This window comes from Streptomyces sp. NPDC001770 (genome assembly GCF_053596135.1).
The window spans coordinates 54,528-76,606 of record NZ_JBSFFN010000002.1; the positions used below are offsets into that span (position 1 = coordinate 54,528).

At 74.4% G+C, this 22,079-nt stretch carries 22 protein-coding genes; 16 read left to right on the forward strand and 6 right to left on the reverse strand.

The window, feature by feature from the left end; genetic code table 11:
- Positions 1-112: 112 nt before the first annotated feature.
- The 3 genes from ACWCSV_RS02605 to ACWCSV_RS02615 all read left to right on the forward strand — a co-directional run bounded on the left by ACWCSV_RS02605 (position 113) and on the right by ACWCSV_RS02615 (position 3,035).
- Complete coding sequence (locus ACWCSV_RS02605) at positions 113-1,099, forward strand: ABC transporter ATP-binding protein (protein WP_451138238.1); 987 nt, start codon at positions 113-115, stop codon at positions 1,097-1,099.
- A 97-nt stretch (positions 1,100-1,196) separates the two neighbouring features.
- Entirely contained in the window at positions 1,197-2,072 is an 876-nt protein-coding gene (locus tag ACWCSV_RS02610) for an ABC transporter permease (protein ID WP_451138239.1), read from the forward strand.
- Positions 2,073-2,186: 114 nt separating this feature from the next.
- Positions 2,187-3,035, forward strand: coding sequence for an ABC transporter permease (locus tag ACWCSV_RS02615; protein WP_451138019.1), 849 nt, complete (start codon positions 2,187-2,189; stop codon positions 3,033-3,035).
- Positions 3,036-3,105: 70 nt separating this feature from the next.
- On the opposite strand, the gene ybaK is transcribed toward ACWCSV_RS02615, so the two are convergent.
- The 4 genes from ybaK to ACWCSV_RS02635 form a co-directional block, all read right to left on the reverse strand.
- The gene (gene ybaK, locus ACWCSV_RS02620) at positions 3,106-3,606 is read right to left on the reverse strand and encodes a Cys-tRNA(Pro) deacylase (protein WP_450770451.1); all 501 of its coding nucleotides are present in this window, start codon (positions 3,604-3,606) and stop codon (positions 3,106-3,108) included.
- Positions 3,607-3,635: 29 nt separating this feature from the next.
- Complete coding sequence (locus tag ACWCSV_RS02625; protein WP_451138020.1) at positions 3,636-4,382, reverse strand: LON peptidase substrate-binding domain-containing protein; 747 nt, start codon at positions 4,380-4,382, stop codon at positions 3,636-3,638.
- A gap of 5 nt (positions 4,383-4,387) precedes the next feature.
- On the reverse strand, positions 4,388-5,482 hold the full coding sequence (locus ACWCSV_RS02630; RefSeq protein ID WP_451138021.1) for a hypothetical protein: 1,095 nt from the start codon (positions 5,480-5,482) through the stop codon (positions 4,388-4,390).
- Positions 5,483-5,726: 244 nt separating this feature from the next.
- Entirely contained in the window at positions 5,727-7,340 is a 1,614-nt protein-coding gene (locus tag ACWCSV_RS02635) for an oxidoreductase (protein ID WP_451138022.1), read from the reverse strand.
- Positions 7,341-7,545: 205 nt separating this feature from the next.
- On the opposite strand from ACWCSV_RS02635, the gene hisD reads away from it, so the two are divergent.
- From hisD to bdeA, 9 genes are all read left to right on the forward strand, one after another.
- The gene (gene hisD, locus ACWCSV_RS02640) at positions 7,546-8,877 is read left to right on the forward strand and encodes a histidinol dehydrogenase (protein WP_451138023.1); all 1,332 of its coding nucleotides are present in this window, start codon (positions 7,546-7,548) and stop codon (positions 8,875-8,877) included.
- Positions 8,874-10,016: a histidinol-phosphate transaminase gene (locus ACWCSV_RS02645; RefSeq protein ID WP_451138024.1), complete on the forward strand. Its 1,143-nt coding sequence runs from the start codon at positions 8,874-8,876 to the stop codon at positions 10,014-10,016. The genes hisD and ACWCSV_RS02645 overlap by 4 nt, the downstream gene beginning before the upstream one ends.
- A complete protein-coding gene (hisB, locus tag ACWCSV_RS02650) occupies positions 10,013-10,615 on the forward strand; it encodes an imidazoleglycerol-phosphate dehydratase HisB (RefSeq protein WP_386890683.1) in 603 nt (200 codons plus the stop codon). The genes ACWCSV_RS02645 and hisB overlap by 4 nt, the downstream gene beginning before the upstream one ends.
- On the forward strand, positions 10,612-10,779 hold the full coding sequence (locus tag ACWCSV_RS02655) for a hypothetical protein (RefSeq protein ID WP_327175220.1): 168 nt from the start codon (positions 10,612-10,614) through the stop codon (positions 10,777-10,779). Before hisB ends, ACWCSV_RS02655 begins: the two co-directional genes overlap by 4 nt.
- A gap of 17 nt (positions 10,780-10,796) precedes the next feature.
- Positions 10,797-11,438 (forward strand): imidazole glycerol phosphate synthase subunit HisH, encoded by a 642-nt coding sequence (gene hisH, locus ACWCSV_RS02660; RefSeq protein WP_327175219.1) that lies wholly within the window; start codon positions 10,797-10,799, stop codon positions 11,436-11,438.
- Positions 11,438-12,163, forward strand: a complete 726-nt coding sequence (priA, locus tag ACWCSV_RS02665; protein WP_327175218.1) for a bifunctional 1-(5-phosphoribosyl)-5-((5-phosphoribosylamino)methylideneamino)imidazole-4-carboxamide isomerase/phosphoribosylanthranilate isomerase PriA — start codon at positions 11,438-11,440, stop codon at positions 12,161-12,163. Before hisH ends, priA begins: the two co-directional genes overlap by 1 nt.
- Positions 12,160-12,588: a RidA family protein gene (locus ACWCSV_RS02670; protein WP_451138025.1), complete on the forward strand. Its 429-nt coding sequence runs from the start codon at positions 12,160-12,162 to the stop codon at positions 12,586-12,588. The genes priA and ACWCSV_RS02670 overlap by 4 nt, the downstream gene beginning before the upstream one ends.
- Entirely contained in the window at positions 12,585-13,340 is a 756-nt protein-coding gene (gene hisF, locus ACWCSV_RS02675) for an imidazole glycerol phosphate synthase subunit HisF (protein WP_451138026.1), read from the forward strand. The genes ACWCSV_RS02670 and hisF overlap by 4 nt, the downstream gene beginning before the upstream one ends.
- A gap of 289 nt (positions 13,341-13,629) precedes the next feature.
- Positions 13,630-14,565 (forward strand): bis(hydroxyethyl) terephthalate hydrolase, encoded by a 936-nt coding sequence (gene bdeA, locus ACWCSV_RS02680; protein WP_451138027.1) that lies wholly within the window; start codon positions 13,630-13,632, stop codon positions 14,563-14,565.
- Between the two features lie 78 nt (positions 14,566-14,643).
- On the opposite strand, the gene ACWCSV_RS02685 is transcribed toward bdeA, so the two are convergent.
- The gene (locus tag ACWCSV_RS02685; protein WP_451138028.1) at positions 14,644-15,078 is read right to left on the reverse strand and encodes a hypothetical protein; all 435 of its coding nucleotides are present in this window, start codon (positions 15,076-15,078) and stop codon (positions 14,644-14,646) included.
- Positions 15,079-15,342: 264 nt separating this feature from the next.
- Here ACWCSV_RS02685 and ACWCSV_RS02690 point away from each other — a divergent pair, with 264 nt between their 5' ends.
- A complete protein-coding gene (locus ACWCSV_RS02690) occupies positions 15,343-15,906 on the forward strand; it encodes a GIY-YIG nuclease family protein (RefSeq protein WP_451138029.1) in 564 nt (187 codons plus the stop codon).
- The gene (locus tag ACWCSV_RS02695; RefSeq protein WP_451138030.1) at positions 15,903-16,607 is read left to right on the forward strand and encodes an 8-oxoguanine DNA glycosylase OGG fold protein; all 705 of its coding nucleotides are present in this window, start codon (positions 15,903-15,905) and stop codon (positions 16,605-16,607) included. Before ACWCSV_RS02690 ends, ACWCSV_RS02695 begins: the two co-directional genes overlap by 4 nt.
- 63 nt (positions 16,608-16,670) lie before the next feature.
- On the opposite strand, the gene ACWCSV_RS02700 is transcribed toward ACWCSV_RS02695, so the two are convergent.
- Positions 16,671-17,468: an alpha/beta fold hydrolase gene (locus ACWCSV_RS02700; RefSeq protein ID WP_451138031.1), complete on the reverse strand. Its 798-nt coding sequence runs from the start codon at positions 17,466-17,468 to the stop codon at positions 16,671-16,673.
- A 160-nt stretch (positions 17,469-17,628) separates the two neighbouring features.
- Between ACWCSV_RS02700 and ACWCSV_RS02705 the strand changes: the two genes are divergently transcribed.
- Together ACWCSV_RS02705 and ACWCSV_RS02710 are read left to right on the forward strand one after the other, a co-directional pair.
- On the forward strand, positions 17,629-20,400 hold the full coding sequence (locus ACWCSV_RS02705; RefSeq protein WP_451138032.1) for a LuxR C-terminal-related transcriptional regulator: 2,772 nt from the start codon (positions 17,629-17,631) through the stop codon (positions 20,398-20,400).
- A 234-nt stretch (positions 20,401-20,634) separates the two neighbouring features.
- Entirely contained in the window at positions 20,635-21,945 is a 1,311-nt protein-coding gene (locus ACWCSV_RS02710) for a PucR family transcriptional regulator (protein WP_451138033.1), read from the forward strand.
- Positions 21,946-22,079 lie beyond the last annotated feature (134 nt).

Sequence of the window (22,079 nt, forward strand, 5' to 3'; positions counted from 1 at the left end):
GCTCCGCGCGTCGCCCGGGACCGGGCCCCCGGCGCAATCCGGACCATCCGACCCCGTACTCTCGTACCTCGTGAGTACGGGCACAGCACAGGCGCAGAGGGCCACCGGGACCGTGTGCGCGGTGCGTGATCTGGTGAAGACCTACCCGGCCGTCCGGGGGCGCCGCGGCACGCCCGCCGTGCCCGAGGTACGGGCCACCGACGGCATCACCCTGGAGGTGCGCGGCGGCGAGATCTTCGGGCTGCTCGGCCCCAACGGCGCCGGCAAGTCCACCCTGGTGCGCCAGCTCACCGGGCTGATGCGCCCCGACTCCGGCAGTGTCGAGGTGCTCGGCCACGACCTCGTGCGCCACCCCGAACGCGCCTCCCGGCTCATCGGTTACCTCGGCCAGGAGTCCACCGCCCTCGACGAGCTCACCGTCGCCCTCGCCGCCGAGACCACCGGGCGGCTGCGCGGCCTCGCGGTCCGCGACGCCCGCGCCGAGCGCGACGCCGTCCTGGAGGAGCTCGGCCTCACCGAACTGGCCGGGCGGCCCCTGAAGAAGCTCTCCGGCGGTCAGCGCAGGCTCGCCTGCTTCGCCGCCGCTCTCGTCGGACAGCGCCCGGTGCTGATTCTGGACGAGCCGACCACCGGCATGGACCCCGTCGCCCGCCGCTCCGTCTGGGCCGCCGTGGACCGGCGCCGGGCCGAGCACGGCGCGACCGTGCTGCTGGTCACCCACAACGTCATCGAGGCCGAGACGGTCCTCGACCGGGTCGCCGTCGTCGAACGCGGCAAGGTCATCGCCTGCGACACCCCGCAGGGCCTCAAGGAGCAGGTGGCAGGCGAGGTCAGGGTCGAGCTGATGTGGCGCGAGCGCGCCCCGCTGGACGTCCCCGAGGTCGCCGCCCTGCGCGCCTCGGCCAACCAGGAGTCCGGGCGCCGCTGGGTGCTGCGCCTGAAACCGGACGAGGCACGGGCCGCCGTCGCCGCGGTGACCGGCGGCGCGGCCTTCGCGGCCCTGGACGACTTCACCCTGGCGACCCCCAGCCTGGAGGACGTCTACCTCGCCCTCGGCGGGGACGCGGCGGACGCGCGCAAGGGACTGGTGAAGGGATGAGGCCGACGGAGACGGCGACGGCCCCGGCCGGCCGGGGCCCCGGGGACGGACGGGACGTGTGCGGAAGAACAGCGGCAGTGAACGGGAGCAGCGCCAGGTGACGAGCATCGTTCCCACCGAGGCGGTGTCCCCGCTCGGCCGCCCGGCCGGCGGCCCCACCGGCCCCGCCGTGTCCCCCGGCTCCACCGGGGCGGCCCGCGGCTCCTGGGCCGGGGAACCGGCCCCGCTGGCGCCGCGCGCCCGGCTGCTGCCCGCGCTGGCCGCCGTCTACCGGGCCCAGCTCTCCCGGGCCCGGGTGGCCCGCATCCCGCTGCTCTTCGTGGCGACCTTCCAGTCCGTCGGCATCATGATCATGATGCGCGGGGTCGTCGACGGCGGCACCGAGGCGCGGGCCGTGGTCGCGGGCTCCAGCGTGCTGGTGGTCGCCTTCGTCGCGCTGAACCTGCTCGCCCAGTACTTCGGCCAGCTGAGGGCCAACGGCGGCCTCGACCACTACGCGACCCTGCCGGTGCCGCCCGCGGCCGTGGTGCTGGGCGCGGCGGGCGCGTACGCCTCCTTCACCGTGCCGGGTGCCGTGTTCACCGCGGTCGCCGGGAGCGCGCTCTTCCAGCTGCCGATGGCGCACCTGTGGGTGCTGGTCGCCGTGGTCCCGCTGGCCGGGGCCGCGCTGTCCGGGCTGGGCGCCGCGCTCGGCCTGCTGGCGCCGCGCCAGGAGCTGGCCACCCTGCTGGGGCAGCTCGGCATGTCCGCCGCGCTGCTGCTGGGCGTGCTGCCCGCCGAGCGGCTGCCGGAGGTGGTGCGCTGGGCGCGCGACCTGCTGCCGTCCACGTACGGGGTGGAGGCGCTGGCCCGTTCCTTCGACGCCGACCCGGACTGGGCGGTCGTCGCGCTGGACCTCGGGGTCTGCGCGGCGGTGGGAGTGCTCTCGCTGGCCGTGGCGACCTGGGCGTACCGCCGGGCGGCCGTGCGCTGACGGACCGGGGCGCCGCCGTGCCGCGGTGCGGTGGCGCGCTTCGACGGGTGCGGGCGGCGTCCGGTGATCAGGTCCGGTGCGGCGCCGCCGGGGGCCGCCTGGCACGATGGCACGGTGACCGCACCCTTGACGCCGCCCGACCCGCCGACGCCCTACGATCCCTGGCCGGCTGCTCCGGCGGGTTCGCACCTCGCCCCAGGTCAGTCACCGCCCGACCGCGCCGAGACGCGGGCCGAGGCCGGCCGGGCCGCGGTCGTCACCGTGCTGGTGGCCGTCGCGGGCGTCGCGCTCGGCCTGCTCTGGCTCTGGCTCTCCCCGCGCATCCCGCTGATCTCGGACGACACCGCCGTCTACCTCAAGGACAGCGAGGGCGAGGAGGCCATCGGAGCGGACGGGACGTTCGCCCTGCTCGCCGCCGGATTCGGCGTCGTCTCGGCCGTCGTGGTCTACCTGCTCCGGCGCACCGGCGGCATCCCGACCGTGGTCGGCCTCGCGCTCGGCGGGCTGCTCGGAGCGCTGCTCGCCTGGTGGCTGGGCACCTCCTTCGGCCCGACCTCGGACGTGGTCGCGCACGCCAAGGAGGCCGGGAAGGGGGTGACCTTCGACGCGCCGCTGGAGCTGAACGCGAAGGGCGCGCTGCTCGCCTGGCCGGTGGCCGCGATGGTGGTGCACCTGATCCTCACGGCGGCCTTCACGCCCCGGGACCCCGACCCCGACATGCAGTGGCAGCACCCGGGGTGGGCGACGGGCGGCGCCGGGGAGCCGTACGGCACGGCCGGGCAGCCGGTCCAGGGGCAGCCGTTCCACGGACAGCCGGTCCAGGGCGCGCCCGACGCACCGGGCACGGCGGACGGTCCGGTGCAGGACGGTCCGGTGCCGGACGGGGCCGGACCGGACGCCGGTTCGCGGGCACGGGCGCAGAGCGACCCGAAGGGGCCCGAGGGACCGCAGCCGCCCGCCTGAGGGCCCGCCGCGCGGCACCGGCCCCGCCCTTGCGGCACCGGCCTCCCGCCGGGCCCGACCCGGCCGGCCGTTACGCGCGCCCGATCGGCGCGAACACCGCGCCGGTGAGCCGTGCCAGGTCGGCCGCCGCCAGTTCGACCTCCAGGCCGCGGCGCCCGGCCGAGACGCAGATGGTCGGATGCGAACCGGCCGAGGCGTCGACGACCGTACGCAGCCGCTTGCGCTGGCCCAGCGGCGAGATGCCGCCGCGTACGTACCCCGTGGTGCGCTCGGCCGCCGCCGGGTCGGCCATGGCGGCCCGCTTGCCACCGACCGCCGAGGCGAGCGCCTTCAGGTCGAGCGAGCCCGCGACCGGGACCACCGCCACCGTCAGCTCGCCGTCCACGTCGGCGACCAGGGTCTTGAAGACCCGGTCGGGGGAGACGCCCAGGGCTTCGGCCGCCTCCTCGCCGTAACTGGGCGCCGCCGGGTCGTGCTCGTAGGCGTGGACCGTGAAGTCGGCCCCGGCCGCGGTCAGCGCGACGGTGGCCGGGGTACCGCCCTGCTGCTGCTTCGTCTTCTTCTTCGCCACGGGCGAGAGGTCCTCCGGAGGAGATCGGGTCAGTTCAGGTGCGTGGGGGCGCGGGTGATGTCCACGGCCGGGAGCGACGGCAGATGGCGGATGACAGCCGTCTCCTTGCGGAGCAGGGTGAGTTCCTCGCGCAGCCGGGTCGCGGTGTCCGGGGCCTGGAGCAGCCGCTGCTTCGTGGCCACGTCCAGCACGGTGGCGGCGGCCACCAGGTAGGAGACGACGGACGGCTCGTCCGGCAGGTCGCCGCCGGTGGTCAGCGACCGCTCGTTCGCCCCGGCCAGCCGCTTCTGGTACGTGCGGAAGGCGCGCATCACGCCCTCGGCGAGGGTCCGGGCCTCGCCGGCCTCCTCGTCCTCGGCGAGGTACTCCACCTCGGCCGTCAGATACGGGCCGCTCGCGTCCACCGAGAGCAGCCGGACCCGGGTGGTGCCGGTGGCCAGCACCTCGAAGGTGCCGTCGGCGCGCTCGCGGATCTTGGCGGCGTCGGCCACGCAGCCGACCCGGTGGAACGACTGGACCGGGTCGGCGCCGAAGCCGTCCGCGGGGGCGCGCTCGGTCTGGACCGCCGTGCCCTCCGGCATCCCGGTACCGGTCACGGCCGTCTCCCGGCCGTCCCGTACCGCCACCACCACGAAGCGGCGGGGTTCGTCGTCGTCGGTCTTCAGCAGCTCGCGCATGATGGCGCGATATCGCTCCTCGAAGACGTTCAACGGCAGCACGAGGCCGGGGAACAGAACCGCGTTGAGCGGGAAGAGGGGCAGGTGCGCTGTGGTCACAACGCTCAAGCGTAATGGCCGAGGGCCCTGCCGTGGGCGGCCCGGTTCCACAGCGGGGTCGCCGAGGCCACCTGGAGCCGTGCCGCGTCCCTGGCGTCCAGGAAGCGGGCCAGCGCGTCCTCGGCCACCGACGACCACGGGAGGGACGGGGACCGGGGGAAGGACGGGGGCCACGGGAACGGCTGGGACCACGGGAACGAGTGGGCGTACGGCCCGATCAGGCGGAACTGCTCCAGCGCCTCGCGCCAGCGGCCCCGCGCCACCAGGACGTACGCCAGGAGGTTGCGGATCTCCGCGGGCCACGGGTCGCCGGGGCCGTACGCGGCGGAGAGGCCGATCGCCAGGTCGGCCGCCACGTCGATCCGGCGCTCCGGCACCGGGGCGCGCCGCCCGGCGGCGTCCGGGTCGAGCAGCAGCGCGGCGGCGGCGCGCACCGGCAGCCCCTGCACCAGGGAGGTCGGGGCGGCGTCCTCGGCGGCCCGCTCGGCGAAGTCGAAGCACGCGCGGTGCGACCCGTGCCGGGCGGCGGAGAGGTAGCGCAGCGCGGCCAGGTGGCAGCCGTAGTGGTGCGGGGAGCGGCGGACCGCCTCCGTCCACACCGACTCGAAGACGGTGTGCGTGGCGCGGGTTCCCCGCGCGTGGTCCAGGGCGAGGTGCCAGGGGACCGGGTCGCGCGGGTCGGCCTCGGCCGCCGCGGCGATCAGCGGGGCGACCTCGTGCAGCCGTTCCGCCGCCGCGGGCGACTCCCACGCCCGGCGCACGGCGAGCCCGGCGTGGACGAGCAGCGCGTCGGGGTCGCCGGGGGCGGCGTCCAGCCAGTCGTCCAGCCAGCCGTCCCGGCTGCGGGCGAAGGTGACCAGCCGTCCGAGGTACCGGTCGCGCAGCTCCCACTCGGCGGTGTCGCGGGTGGTGGCGAGGAGCTTCGCGGCGGGCCCGTACGCGCCCTCGGCCGCGGCCACCAGCGCGGGGGAGAGACGGCTGTCGGGGGCGTCGAGCATGACCGCGTCGGCCGGGGGGAGTCCGGCCGACAGCCGGGGGCTGTGCCGGACCCTGCGCGCGGTACGGAGCAGAGCGCGAAGCGAGGGCATGGTGCGGACCATTGAAAAACGCTGGTGGGGGCGGCGCCAGGGGGCTGCTGTGAAGCTTTGGTGCCGAGTCGGGTGGATCCGTAGGGGTTGCCCCCGGAAAGGTCAAGAGTGGGTAAAGGAGGTGAACCTGAATGGCTGAAACTCGACCCCCTGTGCGGGATCTGTTCGAACATGCCCCGCTCTCGGTCCCGCCCCGGCCACCCCGGTTCCGGGCGCCGGAAAACGGTCCCGCGCCGGCGCGGGACCACCTCCGCCCTCACCCCCGGGTCAGCAGCCGGGAGGCCCCGGCGGCCACCGTGGTGGCCAGAACCCACCCCACCAGCACCAGTCCGGCGGACACCCACTGCCAGCCGCCCGTCATCCGCCAGTAGCCGTCCTGGCCGAGACCGATCACCGGGATCAGCAGATCGAGCGCGTACAGCGCCGGATTCCACTCCGGGTGCTCGTCCCCCTTGATCGACGCCGGCTGGTGCCGGGAGAAGACCAGGGTGCTCGCCGCCCAGAGCACCGCCATCCACACCGCGGCCCGGCCCGGCCGGTAGCCGTACGCCACCGTCCAGTCCTGGAGGAACCCCCACAGCTTCCCGGCGAGCGGCAGCGTCTCCCGGCGGCGGCGCTGCTTGGCGAGCAGCACCTCCCGGGCGTCCGCGTCCTCGCCGCAGCTGCGCAGTACGGTCGCCAGCCGCTCGTACGGCTCGGGGACGTACTCCGGGGTGGCGGCGAGGACCCACTCCAGCCGCCGGGAGAGCGGGAAGTGGCCGTACGGGACGAGGTTCTCGTAGACGAACCCGCCCATCGCCAGCCCGCCGGGGCCCGGCCAGCTGGTCGACAGGTCGATGAGGGTGACCACCCGGGCGCCGTTCAGCACCACCCGGCCCTCCTCGGGGCGCTCCAGGCTGAACCGCAGCTCGGGCACGACGATCCGGCGCATCGACAGCTCCTCCTGCGGCTCCAGCACGAACCGCGCCAGGTGCAGGTCGAGCACGTCCCCGAACCGCCCGTCGTCGAGGCGGACCCCGCCACGGCACTCGAAGATCTGCGAGCGCGAACCCCGGGCGGGCGTCAGGTCCGAGGTCGGCCCGTGCACGATGCCGTACGGAGGAGTGGTGCCCTGGTTCCCCGTCTCGGTGCTCACCCACGCCTCGGTCAGATAGAGCGTCCGCTCCACCCTCAACTGCGGCGCGTTCAGTGCCTTGCGCCCCTCCGCCGCCCGCAGCCGGCTGCCGCGCAGGCTCAGCGAACCGCCCACCGTCGCCCCGCGCAGGCTGACTTCGCCGTACGTCTCGATCATCTCCGCCTGGAGGTCCTGCGCCACGGTCAGCCCGTCGGCGGCGATCGCCCGGCCCCGCCGGTCGCAGCCGACGCTGATCTGGTTGATCAGCAGGTCCGTGCCGATCTGGGCGTCCGTCAGCCGCACGCCCCGGTCGACCCGGCAGCGCGGCAGATGGAGATCGCCCTCGGTGCGCAGCCGGGCCGCCTCCAGCCGGGGCATCGCGCAGCCGACCATCCGCAGCGTCGTGAAGTGGCACTCGGGGAACATCACCTCCTGCTCGAACCGGCAGCCGGTCAGCTCCACGTACGGCGAGACCCGGCCACCGGCCAGGTCGAGCTTGCCGGTGATGCGTACGCCCCTGAGTTTCAGCGCCGCCACCCGTCCCGGCCGGGCCGGCGGGCCGCTCAGCAGCAGCCGTGCCACGACCCGGGCGCCGACGCTCCGCCCGGGCCCCCACATGTGCGGGCCGAACGGATCGTCGCGTTCGGGGTCGTGGGTGCGCAGATCGAAGGTGCTCCCGTTCCGGAAGGACTGCCACATGCCCAGTTCCGCGGCGCTGAGTCCTTCCGGGATGTCGCTCTCGTGCGGCTCCGTCACTCCCGGCCTCCTTGTGCACACCCCTGGGGTTCCGTCCGGATCCGGCCGGGCCCTGTCCCGGCCCGGTCCGGGCGAAAGGCCCTAGAGCCGTTCTTCCCCCTGTGTGACCGTATGAACGGAAAACGGCACACAGGGTGACGGAGATATGTATCAGCCACTGATACGGCCGACCGGACGGCTCGGGCGGTCTGAGAGAATTGGGGGTGTGATCTCTCGAATCGATCTGCGCGGCGACGTCCTCCCCGAGGGCGCCCCCCTGCGCGACCTGCTGCCCCGTGCCGAGTTCGACGTGGAAGCCGCCCTGGAGACGGTGCGGCCCATCTGCGAGGACGTACGCCATCGCGGCTCGGCAGCGGTGATCGAATGGGGGGAGAAATTCGACGGCGTCCGGCCGGAATCGCTCCGTGTGCCCGCATCCGCCCTCGCGGACGCGCTGGCGGAGCTCGACCCCGCCGTCCGCGCCGCCCTCGAGGAGTCGATCCGCCGCGCCCGCCTCGTCCACCGCGAGCAGCGCCGCACCACCCACACCACCCAGGTCGTGCCCGGCGGCACGGTCACCGAGAAGTGGGTCCCCGTCGAGCGCGTCGGGCTCTACGTCCCCGGCGGGCGCTCGGTCTACCCGTCCTCCGTCGTCATGAACGTCGTCCCGGCCCAGGAGGCCGGCGTCGAGGGCATCGCCGTGTCCTCCCCGCCGCAGAAGGAGTTCGGCGGCCTGCCGCACCCCACCATCCTGGCCGCCTGCGCCCTGCTCGGCGTGGACGAGGTGTACGCCGCCGGCGGCGCCCAGGCCATCGCCCTCTTCGCCTACGGCACCGAGGGCGAGGACGGCTGCCGCCCCGTGAACCTCGTCACGGGCCCCGGCAACATCTACGTCGCCGCCGCCAAGCGCCTCCTCAAGGGCCGCATCGGCATCGACGCCGAGGCCGGACCCACCGAGATCGCGATCCTCGCCGACTCGACCGCCGACCCGGTGCACATCGCCGCCGACCTGATCAGCCAGGCCGAGCACGACCCGATGGCCGCCGCCGTCCTCGTCACCGACTCCGAGGAGCTCGCCGCCGCCACCGAGGCCGAACTCGCCCCCCAGGTCGCCGCCTCCAAGCACGTCACCGACCGCATCGCACCCGCGCTCGCCGGCCGGCAGTCCGCGATCGTCCTCGTCCGCGACCTCGCGGACGGCCTGAAGGTGGTCGACGCGTACGGCGCCGAACACCTGGAGATCCAGACCGCCGACGCCGCCGCCGTCGCCGACCGCGTCCGCAACGCCGGCGCGATCTTCGTCGGCCCCTGGTCGCCGGTCTCCCTCGGCGACTACTGCGCCGGCTCCAACCACGTACTGCCCACCGGCGGTTGCGCCTGCCACTCCTCGGGGCTCTCCGTGCAGTCCTTCCTGCGCGGCATCCACATCGTCGACTACACCCGCGACGCGCTGGCCGAGGTCACCCACCACGTGGTCACTCTCGCCGAGGCGGAGGACCTCCCCGCCCACGGCGCCGCACTCAAGGCACGGTTCGACTGGAAGGTACCGCAGGCGTGACGAACGAGAACGGCCCCCGCACGAACGGCGGCCCCGTCCGCATCGACGACCTCCCGATCCGGGAGGAGCTGCGCGGCCAGTCCCCGTACGGTGCCCCCCAGCTCGACGTACCCGTCCGGCTGAACACCAACGAGAACCCCTACCCGCTGCCCGACGCCCTCGTCGACCGGATCGCCGAACGCGTCCGCGAGGCCGCCCGCGAGCTCAACCGCTACCCCGACCGGGACGCCGTCGAACTCCGTACCGGACTCGCCGCCTACCTCAGCCGCACCGCCGGCCACGAGGTCACCACCGCCCAGGTCTGGGCGGCCAACGGCTCCAACGAGGTCATCCAGCAGCTGATGCAGGCGTTCGGCGGCCCCGGCCGCACCGCCATCGGCTTCGAGCCCTCGTACTCGATGCACGCCCTCATCGCGCGCGGCACCGGCACCGGCTGGATCTCCGGCCCGCGCAACGAGGACTTCACCATCGACGTGGAGGCGGCGAAGAAGGCCATCGCCGAACACCGCCCCAACGTCGTCTTCATCACCTCCCCCAACAACCCCACCGGCACCGCCGTCGACGCCGGGACCGTCCTCGCGCTCCACGACGCGGCGCAGGCGGCCCGGCCGTCCCTCGTCGTCGTCGACGAGGCGTACGGCGAGTTCAGTCACCGCCCCTCGCTGCTCCCGCTGATCGAGGGCCGGCCGAACCTGGTGCTCTCCCGCACCATGTCGAAGGCGTTCGGCGCCGCCGGGCTGCGCCTCGGCTACCTCGCCGCCGACGCCGCCGTGGTCGACGCCGTCCAGCTGGTACGCCTGCCGTACCACCTGTCCTCCGTCACCCAGGCCACCGCGCTGGCCGCCCTGGAGCACACCGATACGCTCCTCGGGTACGTCGAGCGGCTCAAGAGCGAGCGGGACCGGATCGTCGCCGAACTCCGCGCCATGGAGTACGAGGTCACCGAGTCGGACGCCAACTTCGTCCAGTTCGGCCGCTTCGAGGACAGCCGTGCCGTCTGGCGGGCGATCCTCGACCGGGGCGTCCTGGTCCGGGACAACGGCGTACCGGGATGGCTGCGGGTCACCGCGGGGACCCCGGCAGAGAACGACGCGTTCCTCGATGCGGTTCGCGAAATCAAGAAGGAGCACGACGCATGACGGGCGAGAGCCGCGTGGGCCGCGTGGAGCGCACCACCAAGGAAACCTCCGTACTCGTCGAGATCAACCTCGACGGCAGCGGGAAGGTCGACGTCTCCACCGGCGTCGGCTTCTACGACCACATGCTCGACCAGCTCGGCCGCCACGGCCTCTTCGACCTCACGGTCAAGACCGAGGGCGACCTCCACATCGACTCCCACCACACCATCGAGGACACCGCCCTCGCGCTCGGCGCCGCCTTCAAACAGGCGCTCGGCGACAAGGTCGGCATCTACCGCTTCGGCAACTGCACCGTCCCGCTGGACGAGTCGCTCGCCCAGGTCACCGTCGACCTCTCCGGCCGCCCGTACCTGGTGCACACCGAGCCGGAGAAGATGGCGCCGATGATCGGCGAGTACGACACCACGATGACCCGGCACATCCTGGAGTCCTTCGTCGCGCAGGCCCAGATCGCCCTGCACGTCCACGTCCCGTACGGCCGCAACGCCCACCACATCGTGGAGTGCCAGTTCAAGGCCCTCGCGCGGGCCCTGCGCTACGCCAGCGAGCGCGACCCGCGCGCGGCCGGAATCCTGCCTTCCACGAAGGGCGCCCTGTGACCGGCCTCAACACCATCCTGATCGTCGTCGGCCTCTTCCTGGCCGGCGGCGTCTACTCCTTCGCCAAGCAGGGCATGCCCAAGGGCGTCATCGTGCTGCTCTGCATCGCATCCGCGCTCTGCCTGGTGGCGGGCGTGCTGCGGATCCAGGGACTGTGGGACTGAGGGGCCGGGAGCACACGATGAGCGACAAGAAGAAGGTCGTCGTCTTCGACTACGGCTTCGGCAACGTCCGCTCCGCCGAGCGGGCGCTCGCCCGGGTCGGCGCGGACGTCGAGATAACGCGTGACTACGACAAGGCGATGAACGCCGAGGGACTCCTCGTCCCCGGCGTCGGCGCCTTCTCCGCCTGCATGGGCGGACTCAGGGCCGCCCGCGGCGACTGGATCATCGGCCGCAGGCTCTCCGGCGGCCGCCCGGTGATGGGCATCTGCGTCGGGATGCAGGTCCTCTTCGAACGGGGCATCGAGCACGGCGTGGAGACCGAGGGCCTGGACGAGTGGCCCGGCACCGTCGGCCCGCTCAAGGCGGACGTCGTCCCGCACATGGGCTGGAACACCGTCGAGGCACCCGAGGACAGCCGGCTCTTCGCCGGACTCGACCCCGAGGCCCGGTACTACTTCGTGCACTCCTACGCGGCGCACGACTGGAGCCTCGAAGTCACCAACGCCAAGATCCGTGCCCCCCGCGTCACCTGGGCCACGCACGGAGAGCGGTTCGTGGCCGCCGTGGAGAACGGCGCGCTGTGGGCCACCCAGTTCCACCCCGAGAAGTCCGGCGACGCCGGTGCCGAGCTGCTGACCAACTGGATCGAGACGCTGTAATGCCGAAGCTTGAACTCCTTCCCGCCGTAGACGTCCGCGACGGACAGGCCGTCCGCCTCGTGCACGGCGAGTCCGGTTCCGAGACCTCCTACGGCTCCCCGCTGGAGGCGGCCCTCGCCTGGCAGGCCGCCGGCGCCGAGTGGCTCCACCTCGTCGACCTCGACGCCGCCTTCGGCACCGGCGACAACCGCGCCCTGATCGCCGAGGTCGCCGGAGCCATGGACATCAAGGTCGAGCTCTCCGGCGGCATCCGCGACGACGCCTCGCTGGAGGCCGCGCTCGCCACCGGCTGCCGCCGCGTCAACCTCGGCACCGCCGCCCTGGAGACCCCCGAGTGGGTCGCCAAGGTCATCGCCCAGTACGGCGACAAGATCGCGGTCGGCCTCGACGTCCGCGGCACCACCCTGCGCGGCCGCGGCTGGACCCGCGACGGCGGCGACCTCTACGAGACGCTCGCCCGCCTCGACTCCGAGGGCTGCGCCCGCTACGTCGTCACCGACATCGCCAAGGACGGCACCCTCCAGGGCCCCAACCTCGGCCTGCTGCGCGACGTCTGCGCCGCCACCGACCGCCCGGTCGTCGCCTCCGGCGGCGTCTCCTCGCTGGACGACCTGCGCGCGATCTCGCTGCTGGTGCCGGAAGGCGTCGAGGGCGCGATCGTCGGCAAGGCGCTCTACGCCAAGGCGTTCACCCTGGAAGAGGCGCTCAAGGCGGTCGCCGCATGACGGACTCCGTACCCACGGCTTCCGGGGCGGCCTCCGGCGTGCGCCGGATCCAGTCCGGGGCCCCCTGGGAGGAGAAGTTCGGCTACGCCCGCGCCGTCGAACTCCCCGGCGGCCTCGTCCTGGTGGCCGGCTGCACCTCCGTCGTCAACGGCGAGATCTCGGCCGGTTCGCCGTACGAGCAGGCCGTCGCCTCCTTCGAGGTGGCCTTCGCGGCCCTGGAGAAGGCCGGCCTCGGCCGCGAGGACGTCGTACGCACCCGCATGTACCTCACGCACGCCCGGGACGTCGACGACGTGGGCCGCGCCCACAAGGAGCTCTTCGACGACGTGCGGCCGGTCGCCACGATGGTCATCGTCTCCGGTTTCGTCGACCCCAGCCTCGTCGTCGAGGTCGAGGTAGAGGCCTTCCGCGGAGGCGACCGATGAGCCTCGCCGTACGCGTGATCCCCTGCCTGGACGTCGACAAGGGCCGGGTCGTCAAGGGCGTCAACTTCCAGAACCTGCGCGACGCGGGCGACCCCGTCGAGATGGCCAAGCTGTACGACGCCGAGGGCGCCGACGAGCTGACCTTCCTCGACATCACCGCCTCCAGCGGTGACCGCGAGACCACCTACGACGTGGTCCGCCGCACCGCCGAGCAGGTCTTCATCCCGCTCACCGTCGGCGGCGGCGTCCGCGCCCCCGAGGACGTCGACAAGCTGCTGCGGGCCGGCGCGGACAAGGTCGGCGTCAACACCGCCGCCATCGCCCGCCCGGAGCTGATCCGCGAGATCGCCGAACGCTTCGGCAGCCAGGTCCTGGTGCTCTCCGTCGACGCCCGCCGTACCCCGGAGGGCACCTTCGAGGTCACCACGCACGGCGGCCGCCGGGGCACCGGCATCGACGCCGTCGAATGGGCGCACCGGGCCGCGGAGCTGGGCGCGGGCGAGATCCTGCTCAACTCGATGGACGCCGACGGCACCAAGGACGGCTACGACACCGAGATGATCCGGGCCGTACGCGCCCACGTCTCCGTCCCCGTCATCGCCTCCGGAGGCGCGGGCCGGCTCGCCGACTTCGCCCCCGCCGTCGGGGCCGGCGCCGACGCGGTCCTCGCCGCGTCCGTCTTCCACTTCGGCGACCTGCGGATCTCCGAGGTCAAGGACGCCCTGCGCGAGGCCGGGCACCCGGTTCGCTGAGACACCGCGGGCCGGGCACACGGTCCGCTGAGACACCGCCAGGGGGCGGTCGGGGAACAGCTGTTTCCCGACCGCCCCCTGGCGCGTGTGCGGAAGCGGACGGTTCCGGTGGGGGCGGGCCGCCGGAGACCGGCGATCTCGCCGATGCGTGACTCCGGGGAGGCGTCCAGAGTGGCCATCGCCAGCGAATGACGCGGCGGTACCACGCGGTGCGACCGAGGGCCCCGGACACGGGGGCCCCGGGACGTCTCCGGCAGGGTACGCCCCCCCCCACCGAGAGGACCCGCACGTGCAGCAGCACCTCCGCACCTTTGCCGACACCGCTCCGCACCACCGGACGCGCACGAGCCGACTCCGAGCCGTCAAGGGCCTGTTCGCCGCCGCGGCGGTCACCGCCGGCCTGCTCACCGCGTTCAGCCCCGCCGGCGCGCAGGCCGCCACCAACCCCTACGAGCGCGGTCCCGCCCCGACCACCGCGAGCATCGAGGCACTGCGCGGCTCCTACGCCACCTCGCAGACCTCCGTCTCCTCGCTCGGCGTCACCGGCTTCGGCGGCGGCACGATCTACTACCCGACCTCCACGGCGGACGGAACCTTCGGGGCGGTGGTCATCGCGCCCGGGTTCACCGCCTACCAGTCGAGCATCGCGTGGCTCGGCCCGCGCCTCGCCTCCCAGGGGTTCGTGGTCTTCACCATCGACACCAACACCACGCTCGACCAGCCCGACAGCCGGGGCCGACAGCTCCTCGCCGCGCTGGACTACCTCACGCAGAGCAGCTCGGTCCGCACCCGGATCGACGCCTCACGTCTCGGCGTGATGGGCCACTCCATGGGCGGCGGTGGCACCCTGGAGGCCGCGAAGAGCCGTACCTCGCTCAAGGCGGCGATTCCGCTGACCGGCTGGAACCTCGACACCACCTGGCCCGAGGTCCGCACGCCCACCCTGGTGATCGGCGCGGACGGCGACACCATCGCCCCGGTGCTCACCCACTCCGAGCCCTTCTACAACTCGCTGCCCAGCACCCTGGACAAGGCGTACCTGGAGCTGCGGGGAGCCACCCACTTCACCCCGAACACCTCGAACACGACGATCGCGAAGTACAGCGTGTCGTGGCTGAAGCGCTTCATCGACAATGACACCCGCTATGAGCAGTTCCTCTGCCCGATCCCCTCGGCGAGCCTGAGCATCGCCGAGTACCGGGGTACCTGCCCGCACACCTCGTAACCCGCCGTGCGCACCAGAGCCGGACCGCCCGACACGGCGGTCCGGCTCCTCGTGCTCGCGGGTCGCGGGTACCCGGGCTCAGGCGGCCACCGGCACGGCCGCGGCTATCGCGTTCCGGTCCTTCCGGCCGATCAGCGGGAAGACGATCCGCATCCCCTGCTCGCTGTCGGGCGAGGAGACGACGAAGGAGGAGTTGAGCACGCGCTCCTTGACCTCGGTGCGTACGAGACCGGCCCGCGCGAACGTCATCAGGTGCTCCCCGGTCCGGGCGATGTTCGGGTTGGCCCGGAAGACGAAGAAGTGACGGTCGGTCATGACTAGATACATGGGCACCGGTACGGGGATCACGGTCATCGCGCCCGCGCTGAGGACCGCCGAGGCCACCGCGAAGGCCGCCGTCCTGCGGACCGAGACCGTCCTCAGGTTCACGATGGTCGCCACCTCGACCCGCTCCCCGGGTGCGAGCAGCGGGGTGACGGCGGCGAGCAGCAGGCGGTGGCGCTTGGCGTTCATGACGTACTCCTGGAAGGGGTGGTGCGGAAGGTGTGGCGGAGGGCCGGGGGACGTCCACGGTCCGAGCGGCCGGGAGTCGTCCACGGCCCCCGCGCCGCCGCCGGTCGTCCGCGTCCCCCGCCCGTCCTGGGCTTCGCGGGCGTGGTTCCTCCTGCGGCAGCCGGGCCACTCTGCCACACGCTCCTTGCGGGTTGCCGAGGAGCCCTCGGGTACGGTCCGGGGAATCCGGGACCCGTACCGTGCGCCTTCCCCTATCCTGCGGCCATGACGGAGCGGGAAGACGTGCGGCGGGCCATCGAATCGCTTTCCGCGGCACCGCGGTCGCTTCCCGGTGCGGTGGCGGGGCTGCCGAACTCCGCCGGTGTGTACGCCTGGTGGGCGCCGCCGGACGTGCTGCCGCCGTTCCCGGGGCCGGCCAACTCCGAGGACCCAGGGCGGCGACTGCTCTACCTGGGCAAGGCCTCGGCTCTACGGAGCCGCATCGGCAGCAACCATCTCCGGCGGTCGGGGAGTTCGACCCTGCGGCGGACCCTGGCGGGGCTGCTGATGGCCTCCGAGGGCTACCGCACCAGCTGGACCGACCGGGTGGTACTCGTACCGGAGGACGAGCGGCGGCTCACCGGGTGGATGCACGAGCACCTCTCGCTCACCTGGGCCGAACACCCCGAACCACGCTCGTTGAAGAATGAGTTGATTGTCCGTTGGGGGCCGCCGCTCAACGTCCGGGGTGCCGTGCGGGGGAGTGCCCGGGAAGCGGTCGAGGAGGCGCGGGTGCGGTACCGGGGGAGCGCGGGGCCCCGGCCCGCGGAGGGGACGGAAGCCGGATGAGCGCGGCCGACGAGCTGTTCGGCGGCCCGCCCTCGGATCGGGAGTCGTACGTACTGGGACAGGCCGTTCCGTTCAACCCCGACCGGTGGATCGCCGGGCTGCCGGTCGGCGAGCGGTGGCCGGACCGCCTGAACGGCCTGCCGCGGGCGGGCCGATGGCCCACGGTGGACCGCCAGACGGTGTTCGAGGCGGCGAGGAGGGACGCCGCCGCGCCGGAAGGCGGCCGGGACCTGCTGCTCTCCGCACTGGTGTGCGGTACCGGCATCAACGCCTGGGGCGTCTCCCGCCGTACGAGGATCTTCCGCGAGAACGACCCGTCCCGGCTGGACGAGCGGATGGACCTCGCCCGGGCCGAAGTCGATCGCGGAGACCCCGTCGCCGCGTACCGGGTGCTGAACGACCCGCACGGGCGGGTGAAGTACCTGGGCCCGGCGTTCTTCACCAAGTTCCTCTACTTCGCCACGGCCGGCCGTCCTGCGGGCGGGCGCTGGCCCCTGATCATCGACCGCAACGTCGTGCGGGCCCTCGGGGACCTTCTGGGGGGCGAGGAATGGGTGGTCGGCCGGCGGTGGGACCCGGCCACCTGCGCGAGGTATCTCGACCGTGCCCACGCATGGGCCGAACGCTGGGGGATCGCGCCGGACGTGGTGGAACGCAAGCTCTTCGACCACGGCCGGCGCCTCGGGTCCGGTAAGGCATGAGCGCCACGGGGTGCGGGTTCCGGTGCCCGTTCCGGCGAGGGCAAGCCGTCGCCGGGCGCCGCCTCACCCCGCCGCCAGGAACTCCGTGATCGCGGCGGAGAATCCGGGCTCGCGCACCACCGAGAGGTGGTCGCCCGGGAGGACCGTGACCCGGGCACCCCGGATCGCGCCCGCCAGCACCTCGGGGCGTACCGCCAGCGGGTCGGCGTCCCCGGCGAGTACGAGCGTGGGCACCGCGATCCGGCCCAGCGGCACCGGCCCCCGGAACGCCGCGCGTATCTGGGCGGCCAGCGCGTACCGGTCGGAGCCGGTGGCGTCGGCCAGCGCGCGGAAGCCGCGTGCCTGTTCGGGGACGGTGGTCAGGTCGTCGGCGGTCAGCGCGGCCGACACCAGCTCGGGCGGCATCGCCCGGGTGTCCAGGCCGCCGACCTCCACCACGCCCGCGCCCACGCCCCCGGCCACCAGCCGGGTGACCCGGGGGTCTTCCGCCGCCGTCAGCAGCGCGACGACCGCACCCATGGAGTACCCGGCGAGGTGGTACGCGTCCACGGACAGGTGGTCGGCCAGGTGTCGGACGTCGGCGGCCATCAACTCCTCGCCGTAGAAGGACTCGTCGTGCGGCCTGTCGGAGGTGCCGTGGCCCCGGGCGTCGAGGGCGAACACCCGGCGGCGGGCCGCGAGAAGGGCCTCCACCACCCCGGGGCCCTCCCAGTTCAGCCGGGCGTGCGCGGCGAACCCGTGCAGCAGCACCACGGGGGGCAGGGCCGGGTCGGGATCGCGGGACCAGGACCAGTACCGCAGGGTCAGTCCGTCCTCGGTGCCGAGTTCGGCGGGGTGTCCGGTGTCCAGTGGGGTCGTCATGGCACGAAAGTACGTCGGGGGCCGGCAGGCGCACCGGAAGGTGTGCGCGCGCACAACCGGGCGGCCGTTCTCCTGGGACGGCGCACCGCACCCGGCCGTTCGGACCGAAGGAGCGGACGCGCGTCTTCCGGCCCTGTTTACGCGGAAGTAACGTGCCGGTGTGACTCACTCGACGACCGTGCACAGTCCGCTCCGGCTGTACGGCCGCAGCGGTGAACTCGCCATCGTGGAAACGCTCCTGGGGCGCCTCGCGCAGGGTGACGGCGGCGCGCTCGTGGTGACCGCGCCGCCCGGCCTCGGCCGCAGCGCCCTGCTGGACGCGGCGGCCGACGCGCACCGCACCCGGAGCCGGGGGCCCGTGCTGCGGGTGACGGCCGTTCCCGCCGAGCGCCACCTCCCGCACAGCGGGCTGCACGCCCTGCTCTGCTCGGCCCCCGGCCCGCTCTCCGTACCGCCCGAGCGGGTGCTGCGCTCCGGCATCACCCCCGACGCGCTGCTCGCCCTGCTGCGGGAGACCGGCGCGGAGCGGCCGGTGCTGGTCTGCGTGGACGACGCGCACGCCTGGGACCCCCGGTCCCGGGAGGCCCTCGGCTTCGCGGCCCGCCGGCTCGGGGCGGGCAGCCGGGCCGCCGTGCTGATCGCCTCGGCCGACGAGACCAGCTTCGCCGGGCTGCCCGCGCTGCGCCTCGGCCCGCTCGACGACGAGGCGGCCGCCTGCCTGCTGGAGCGGTTCACCGGCCAGACCCCCGACATCGACCCGGTGGTCCGCGGCGAGCTGCTGCGGGAGGCGGCGGGCAACCCGCGGCTGCTCGCCGGGCTCGCCGGCCACCTCACCGCGGACCAGCTGGCCGGCCGTACGGTGCTGCCCTTTCCGCTGCCCGGCGGTGAGAGCGTGCTCGACGCCCACGCCGCCCAGCTCGACGGGCTTCCCGCCGGGACCCGGACGCTCCTGCTGCTGGCCGCCGCCGCCCAGGAACACGAGCCGGAGGGCACCGGAGCGGACGCCGGCCTCCTGCTGCGGGCCGGCAACCGGGCAGGGCTCGGCGCCGCCCTGCTCGACCGCGCGCTCTTCGGACCCGGAGGCATCCCCGGAATCCTCGAACGCACCGGCAGCCGCGTCCACTTCAGCCACCCCCTGCTGGGCCGGGCGGTGCTGCGGCACGCCCCGCCCGCGCACCGCCGGGCCGCCCACGAACTCCTCGCCGCGCTCCTCGGGCAGGTCTCCGCGCACCCGCTGCCGGCCCTGGTGCAGCGCGCCTGCGCGGCACCGGCGCCGGACGCCGTCCTCGCGAGCGCGCTGGAGCGGGCGGCCACCGCGCCCCGGCCGCACGCCGAACGCGCGGCCGCCCTCACCCGCGCCGCCCTGCTCTCCACGGACGAGGCGCACCGCGCCCACCGGTTCGCCGAGGCCGCCGAGCACGCCCGCCTCGCCGGGGACACCGGCCGCGCCCGCGCCCTCCTCGCCCGGGTCGCCCAGGACCCCGGCGGCGGACCCCGGCCCGTACCGGCGAGCGGGCCCGCGCCCTACACGTACGGGATGCTCGCCCTGCGCGACGGCCCGGCCACCGACGCCCGCGAGGCGCTGCTCGCCGCCGCGGCCGGCCTCGCGCCCCACGACCCGGCGCGCGCCCTCGCCGCCCTGCTCGCCGCCGCCGAGGCCGCCTGGGCGAGCGGCGACGCCATCGCCTACCTCGACGCCCTGAACCGGGTCCCCGACCGCCCGCACGACCCGGCCGTCACGCCCTATCTCGCGGGCGTACGGGCGGTGTTCGCGGGACGGATGACCGAGGGCCACGAGCTGCTGGCACAGTGCCTGCGCCACGCGGAGGCCGACGACGAACCCCACGCACTGCTCCGGGCCGGCGCCTGCGCGCTGGTCGTCGGCGAGGCGGAGAGCGCCTGCCGGGCCGGGGCCCGCGCGCTCGCCGCCGTACGGAGCAGGGGCCCCGAGGTCCTCCTCGCGCACGCCCTCGAACAGCTCGCCTACGCCGAACTCCGGGCCGGCCGGCACGCCAGGGCGCGGGCGCACGCGCTGGAGGGCCTGCACGCCGCCCGCCGCACCGGGCAGTCCAACGCCACCACCCACCTGCACGCGGTGCTCGCGCTCACCGCGTCGGTGGAGGGACCCGCCGAGGCGTGCGCGGCCCACGCGGACACCGCGCTGGCGGGGGCCGGACCGCACGGACTCGCCCAGGCCGCCACCCTCGCCACCTGGGCGGTCGCCCGCGCCGACCTGGCGGCCGGCCGTACCGGCGAGGCCGCCGCCCGGCTCGCCCCGCTGGTACGCCCCGGTCCGCGCCACGGCCACTTCGGCATCCGGATGCTCGCCCTGCCGTGCTACGTCGAAGCCGCCGTGCTGGGCGGCCGCGGTACCGAGTGGGCGGACGAACTCGCCGACGCGGTGCGCGAGTTCGCCATCTGGACCGGCCGCACCGTCGATCCGCACGCCCTCGCCCAACTCGCCCGCTGCCGCGCGCTGCTGGCCCCCGCCGACGAGGCCGAGGCGCGGTACGCCGAAGCGCTCGCCCATCACGACCGGGCCGGCGGCGACTTCGAGCGCGCCCGCACCCAACTCCTGTACGGCCAGTGGCTGCGCAGGCGGCGCCGCACCAGGGAAGCGCGCGGTCCGCTGCGCGACGCGCTCGTCGGCTTCGAACGCTGCTCCGCCCGCGCCTGGGTGGACCGGGCCACCGGCGAACTGCGCGCCGCCGGCGAGGCGGTGGACGCCCCTGCCGCCGACACGGGGCCGGCGGACGCGCTCACCCCCCAGCAGCAGCGCGTCGCCCGCTGTGTCGCGGAGGGGGCCACCAACCGCGAGATCGCCCGGCGGCTCTCGGTCAGCCCGCGCACGGTCGACCACCACCTGCGCAACATCTTCGCCGCCCTGGGCGTCCGCTCCCGCACCGAACTGGCCCGGGTGATGGGGAGTTGAGCGGTGTCCGGCGGATCATGGCCGGACATCGCCCAGCCCCCTCCTCCTGTGGCCGAATGTGTCCGGCAGGTTGCCGGACCGTGATGATAAGAACCACGCACGCCCCTAGGTACCGACTGGCCGGTATGCCATTCTGCGGTCGTCAGGATCGTTCGGTTGCGCTCGCGCCCCCGCCGGGGCCGGGTGCCCGGGCCGGCGCCCCCCGGGCCCGGCCGATTCCCGGTGGAGGCCCCCATGCCACAGGTCGTACGTCCTCGGATCAGGGCGCTGCACACGACGCCCCCCGTAGCGCCGCTGCCCAAACGCTTCCGCTCCCTCGCCGACCGGGAATCGGTCGAGGTGCTGCACCGCTCGGCCCGGGTGCTCCTCGACGAGCTGCCCGAGCTGACGGAACGTCTGGTCGAGGCGCTGTACGAGCAGGAGCCCGGCTACCGTACGGCGATCGAGTCCTCGCGTGCCGACATCTGGCAGGAGGTCCACCACTCGCTGCGTCACAACGTCGGCTCGCTGATCCAGCCCCGCGAGTTCCGCGAGGCCGCCCACCGCACCACCCGCTGGATCGGCGAGATCAGGGCCGAGCAGGGCGTACCGCTCGACGCCGTCCTGCACGCGTTCCGCCTCGGCGGCGCGATGGTGTGGCAGGGCCTCGTGGACGAGACGGCCCGCCGCGACCCCGAGGACGTCCGGCTCCTCGTCCATGTCGCCGCCGACGTCTGGAACTTCGTGGACGAACACTGCGGAGTCCTCACCGACGCCTACCGGCAGGCGGAGCGGCGCATCGACTGGCGCCGGGAGAACCGGCAGCGGCTCATGACCGCCGCACTGCTCGACGGCACCGCCCGCATCGCCGACCTGCCCGACGCCGCGGCCATGCTCGGGCTGCCGGAGGACGGCCGGTACGCGGTCCTCGCGGTACGCACGGCCCACCGCGCCCCGCACGCCGCGACCTCCCCGCCCGTGGTCCTCCCGGACGGGGCCCTGGCGCTCTGGCACACCGGCCCCGACGCCGAACTGGCCGTCGTGGCACTGGAATCCGCGGACCGGGCGAAGGGGAGCGCCGCCGGATCCGGCACGGGAGAGGCGCTGGCCCGCCTGGCGGCGGAGACCGCCGTCCCGGCCGGTACGGGCGTCGGGGTCAGCTCCGCGGTCGAGGGCCTCGCCGCGCTCGGCGAGGCCCGCCGGCTCGCCGAGACCGCCCTGCGGGCCTGCCCCGCCTCCGGCGGGCTCGTCCTGCTCGACGAACACCTGCCCACCGCGCTGGTCGTCTCCTCACCCACGCTCGGGACCGCGCTCGCCGACCGGGTGCTCGGCCCCCTCGACGACATCGACCCCGCCGACCGGGACGTCCTCGTCGAGACCCTCACCGCCTGGCTCGAAGCCGACGGTTCGGCCCAGCGCGCCGCGGCACGGCTCTACTGCCACCGCAACACCGTGCTGAACCGGCTGCGGCGGTTCGAGCAGCTCTCGGGACGCTGCCTGACCCGCCCGGCGGACGCCGTGGAAGTCTGCCTGGCACTCGCGGCCCGGCGCCTGCTCGCCGGCTGACACCGCGGCCGGCCCCGGCACCGGTCTCGGCGGGGCGGGTGTGACCGCGCACAAGGTGCGGGCCCGCCCCCTGTACCGGCGCATCCCCGAACGCCCGCGCCCTGTACGGAGTCCGGGCGCTCTGGTGGCGTACC

Coding starts and splice junctions, on each gene's coding strand:
- ACWCSV_RS02630 (WP_451138021.1), bottom strand. CDS start 5,482: ATGGTCCGCACCATGCCCTCGCTTCGCGCTCTGCTCCGTACCGCGCGC.
- hisB (WP_386890683.1), top strand. CDS start 10,013: ATGACGGGCGAGAGCCGCGTGGGCCGCGTGGAGCGCACCACCAAGGAA.
- hisH (WP_327175219.1), top strand. CDS start 10,797: ATGAGCGACAAGAAGAAGGTCGTCGTCTTCGACTACGGCTTCGGCAAC.
- priA (WP_327175218.1), top strand. CDS start 11,438: ATGCCGAAGCTTGAACTCCTTCCCGCCGTAGACGTCCGCGACGGACAG.
- ACWCSV_RS02670 (WP_451138025.1), top strand. CDS start 12,160: ATGACGGACTCCGTACCCACGGCTTCCGGGGCGGCCTCCGGCGTGCGC.
- hisF (WP_451138026.1), top strand. CDS start 12,585: ATGAGCCTCGCCGTACGCGTGATCCCCTGCCTGGACGTCGACAAGGGC.
- ACWCSV_RS02685 (WP_451138028.1), bottom strand. CDS start 15,078: ATGAACGCCAAGCGCCACCGCCTGCTGCTCGCCGCCGTCACCCCGCTG.
- ACWCSV_RS02690 (WP_451138029.1), top strand. CDS start 15,343: ATGACGGAGCGGGAAGACGTGCGGCGGGCCATCGAATCGCTTTCCGCG.
- ACWCSV_RS02695 (WP_451138030.1), top strand. CDS start 15,903: ATGAGCGCGGCCGACGAGCTGTTCGGCGGCCCGCCCTCGGATCGGGAG.
- ACWCSV_RS02700 (WP_451138031.1), bottom strand. CDS start 17,468: ATGACGACCCCACTGGACACCGGACACCCCGCCGAACTCGGCACCGAG.
- ACWCSV_RS02710 (WP_451138033.1), top strand. CDS start 20,635: ATGCCACAGGTCGTACGTCCTCGGATCAGGGCGCTGCACACGACGCCC.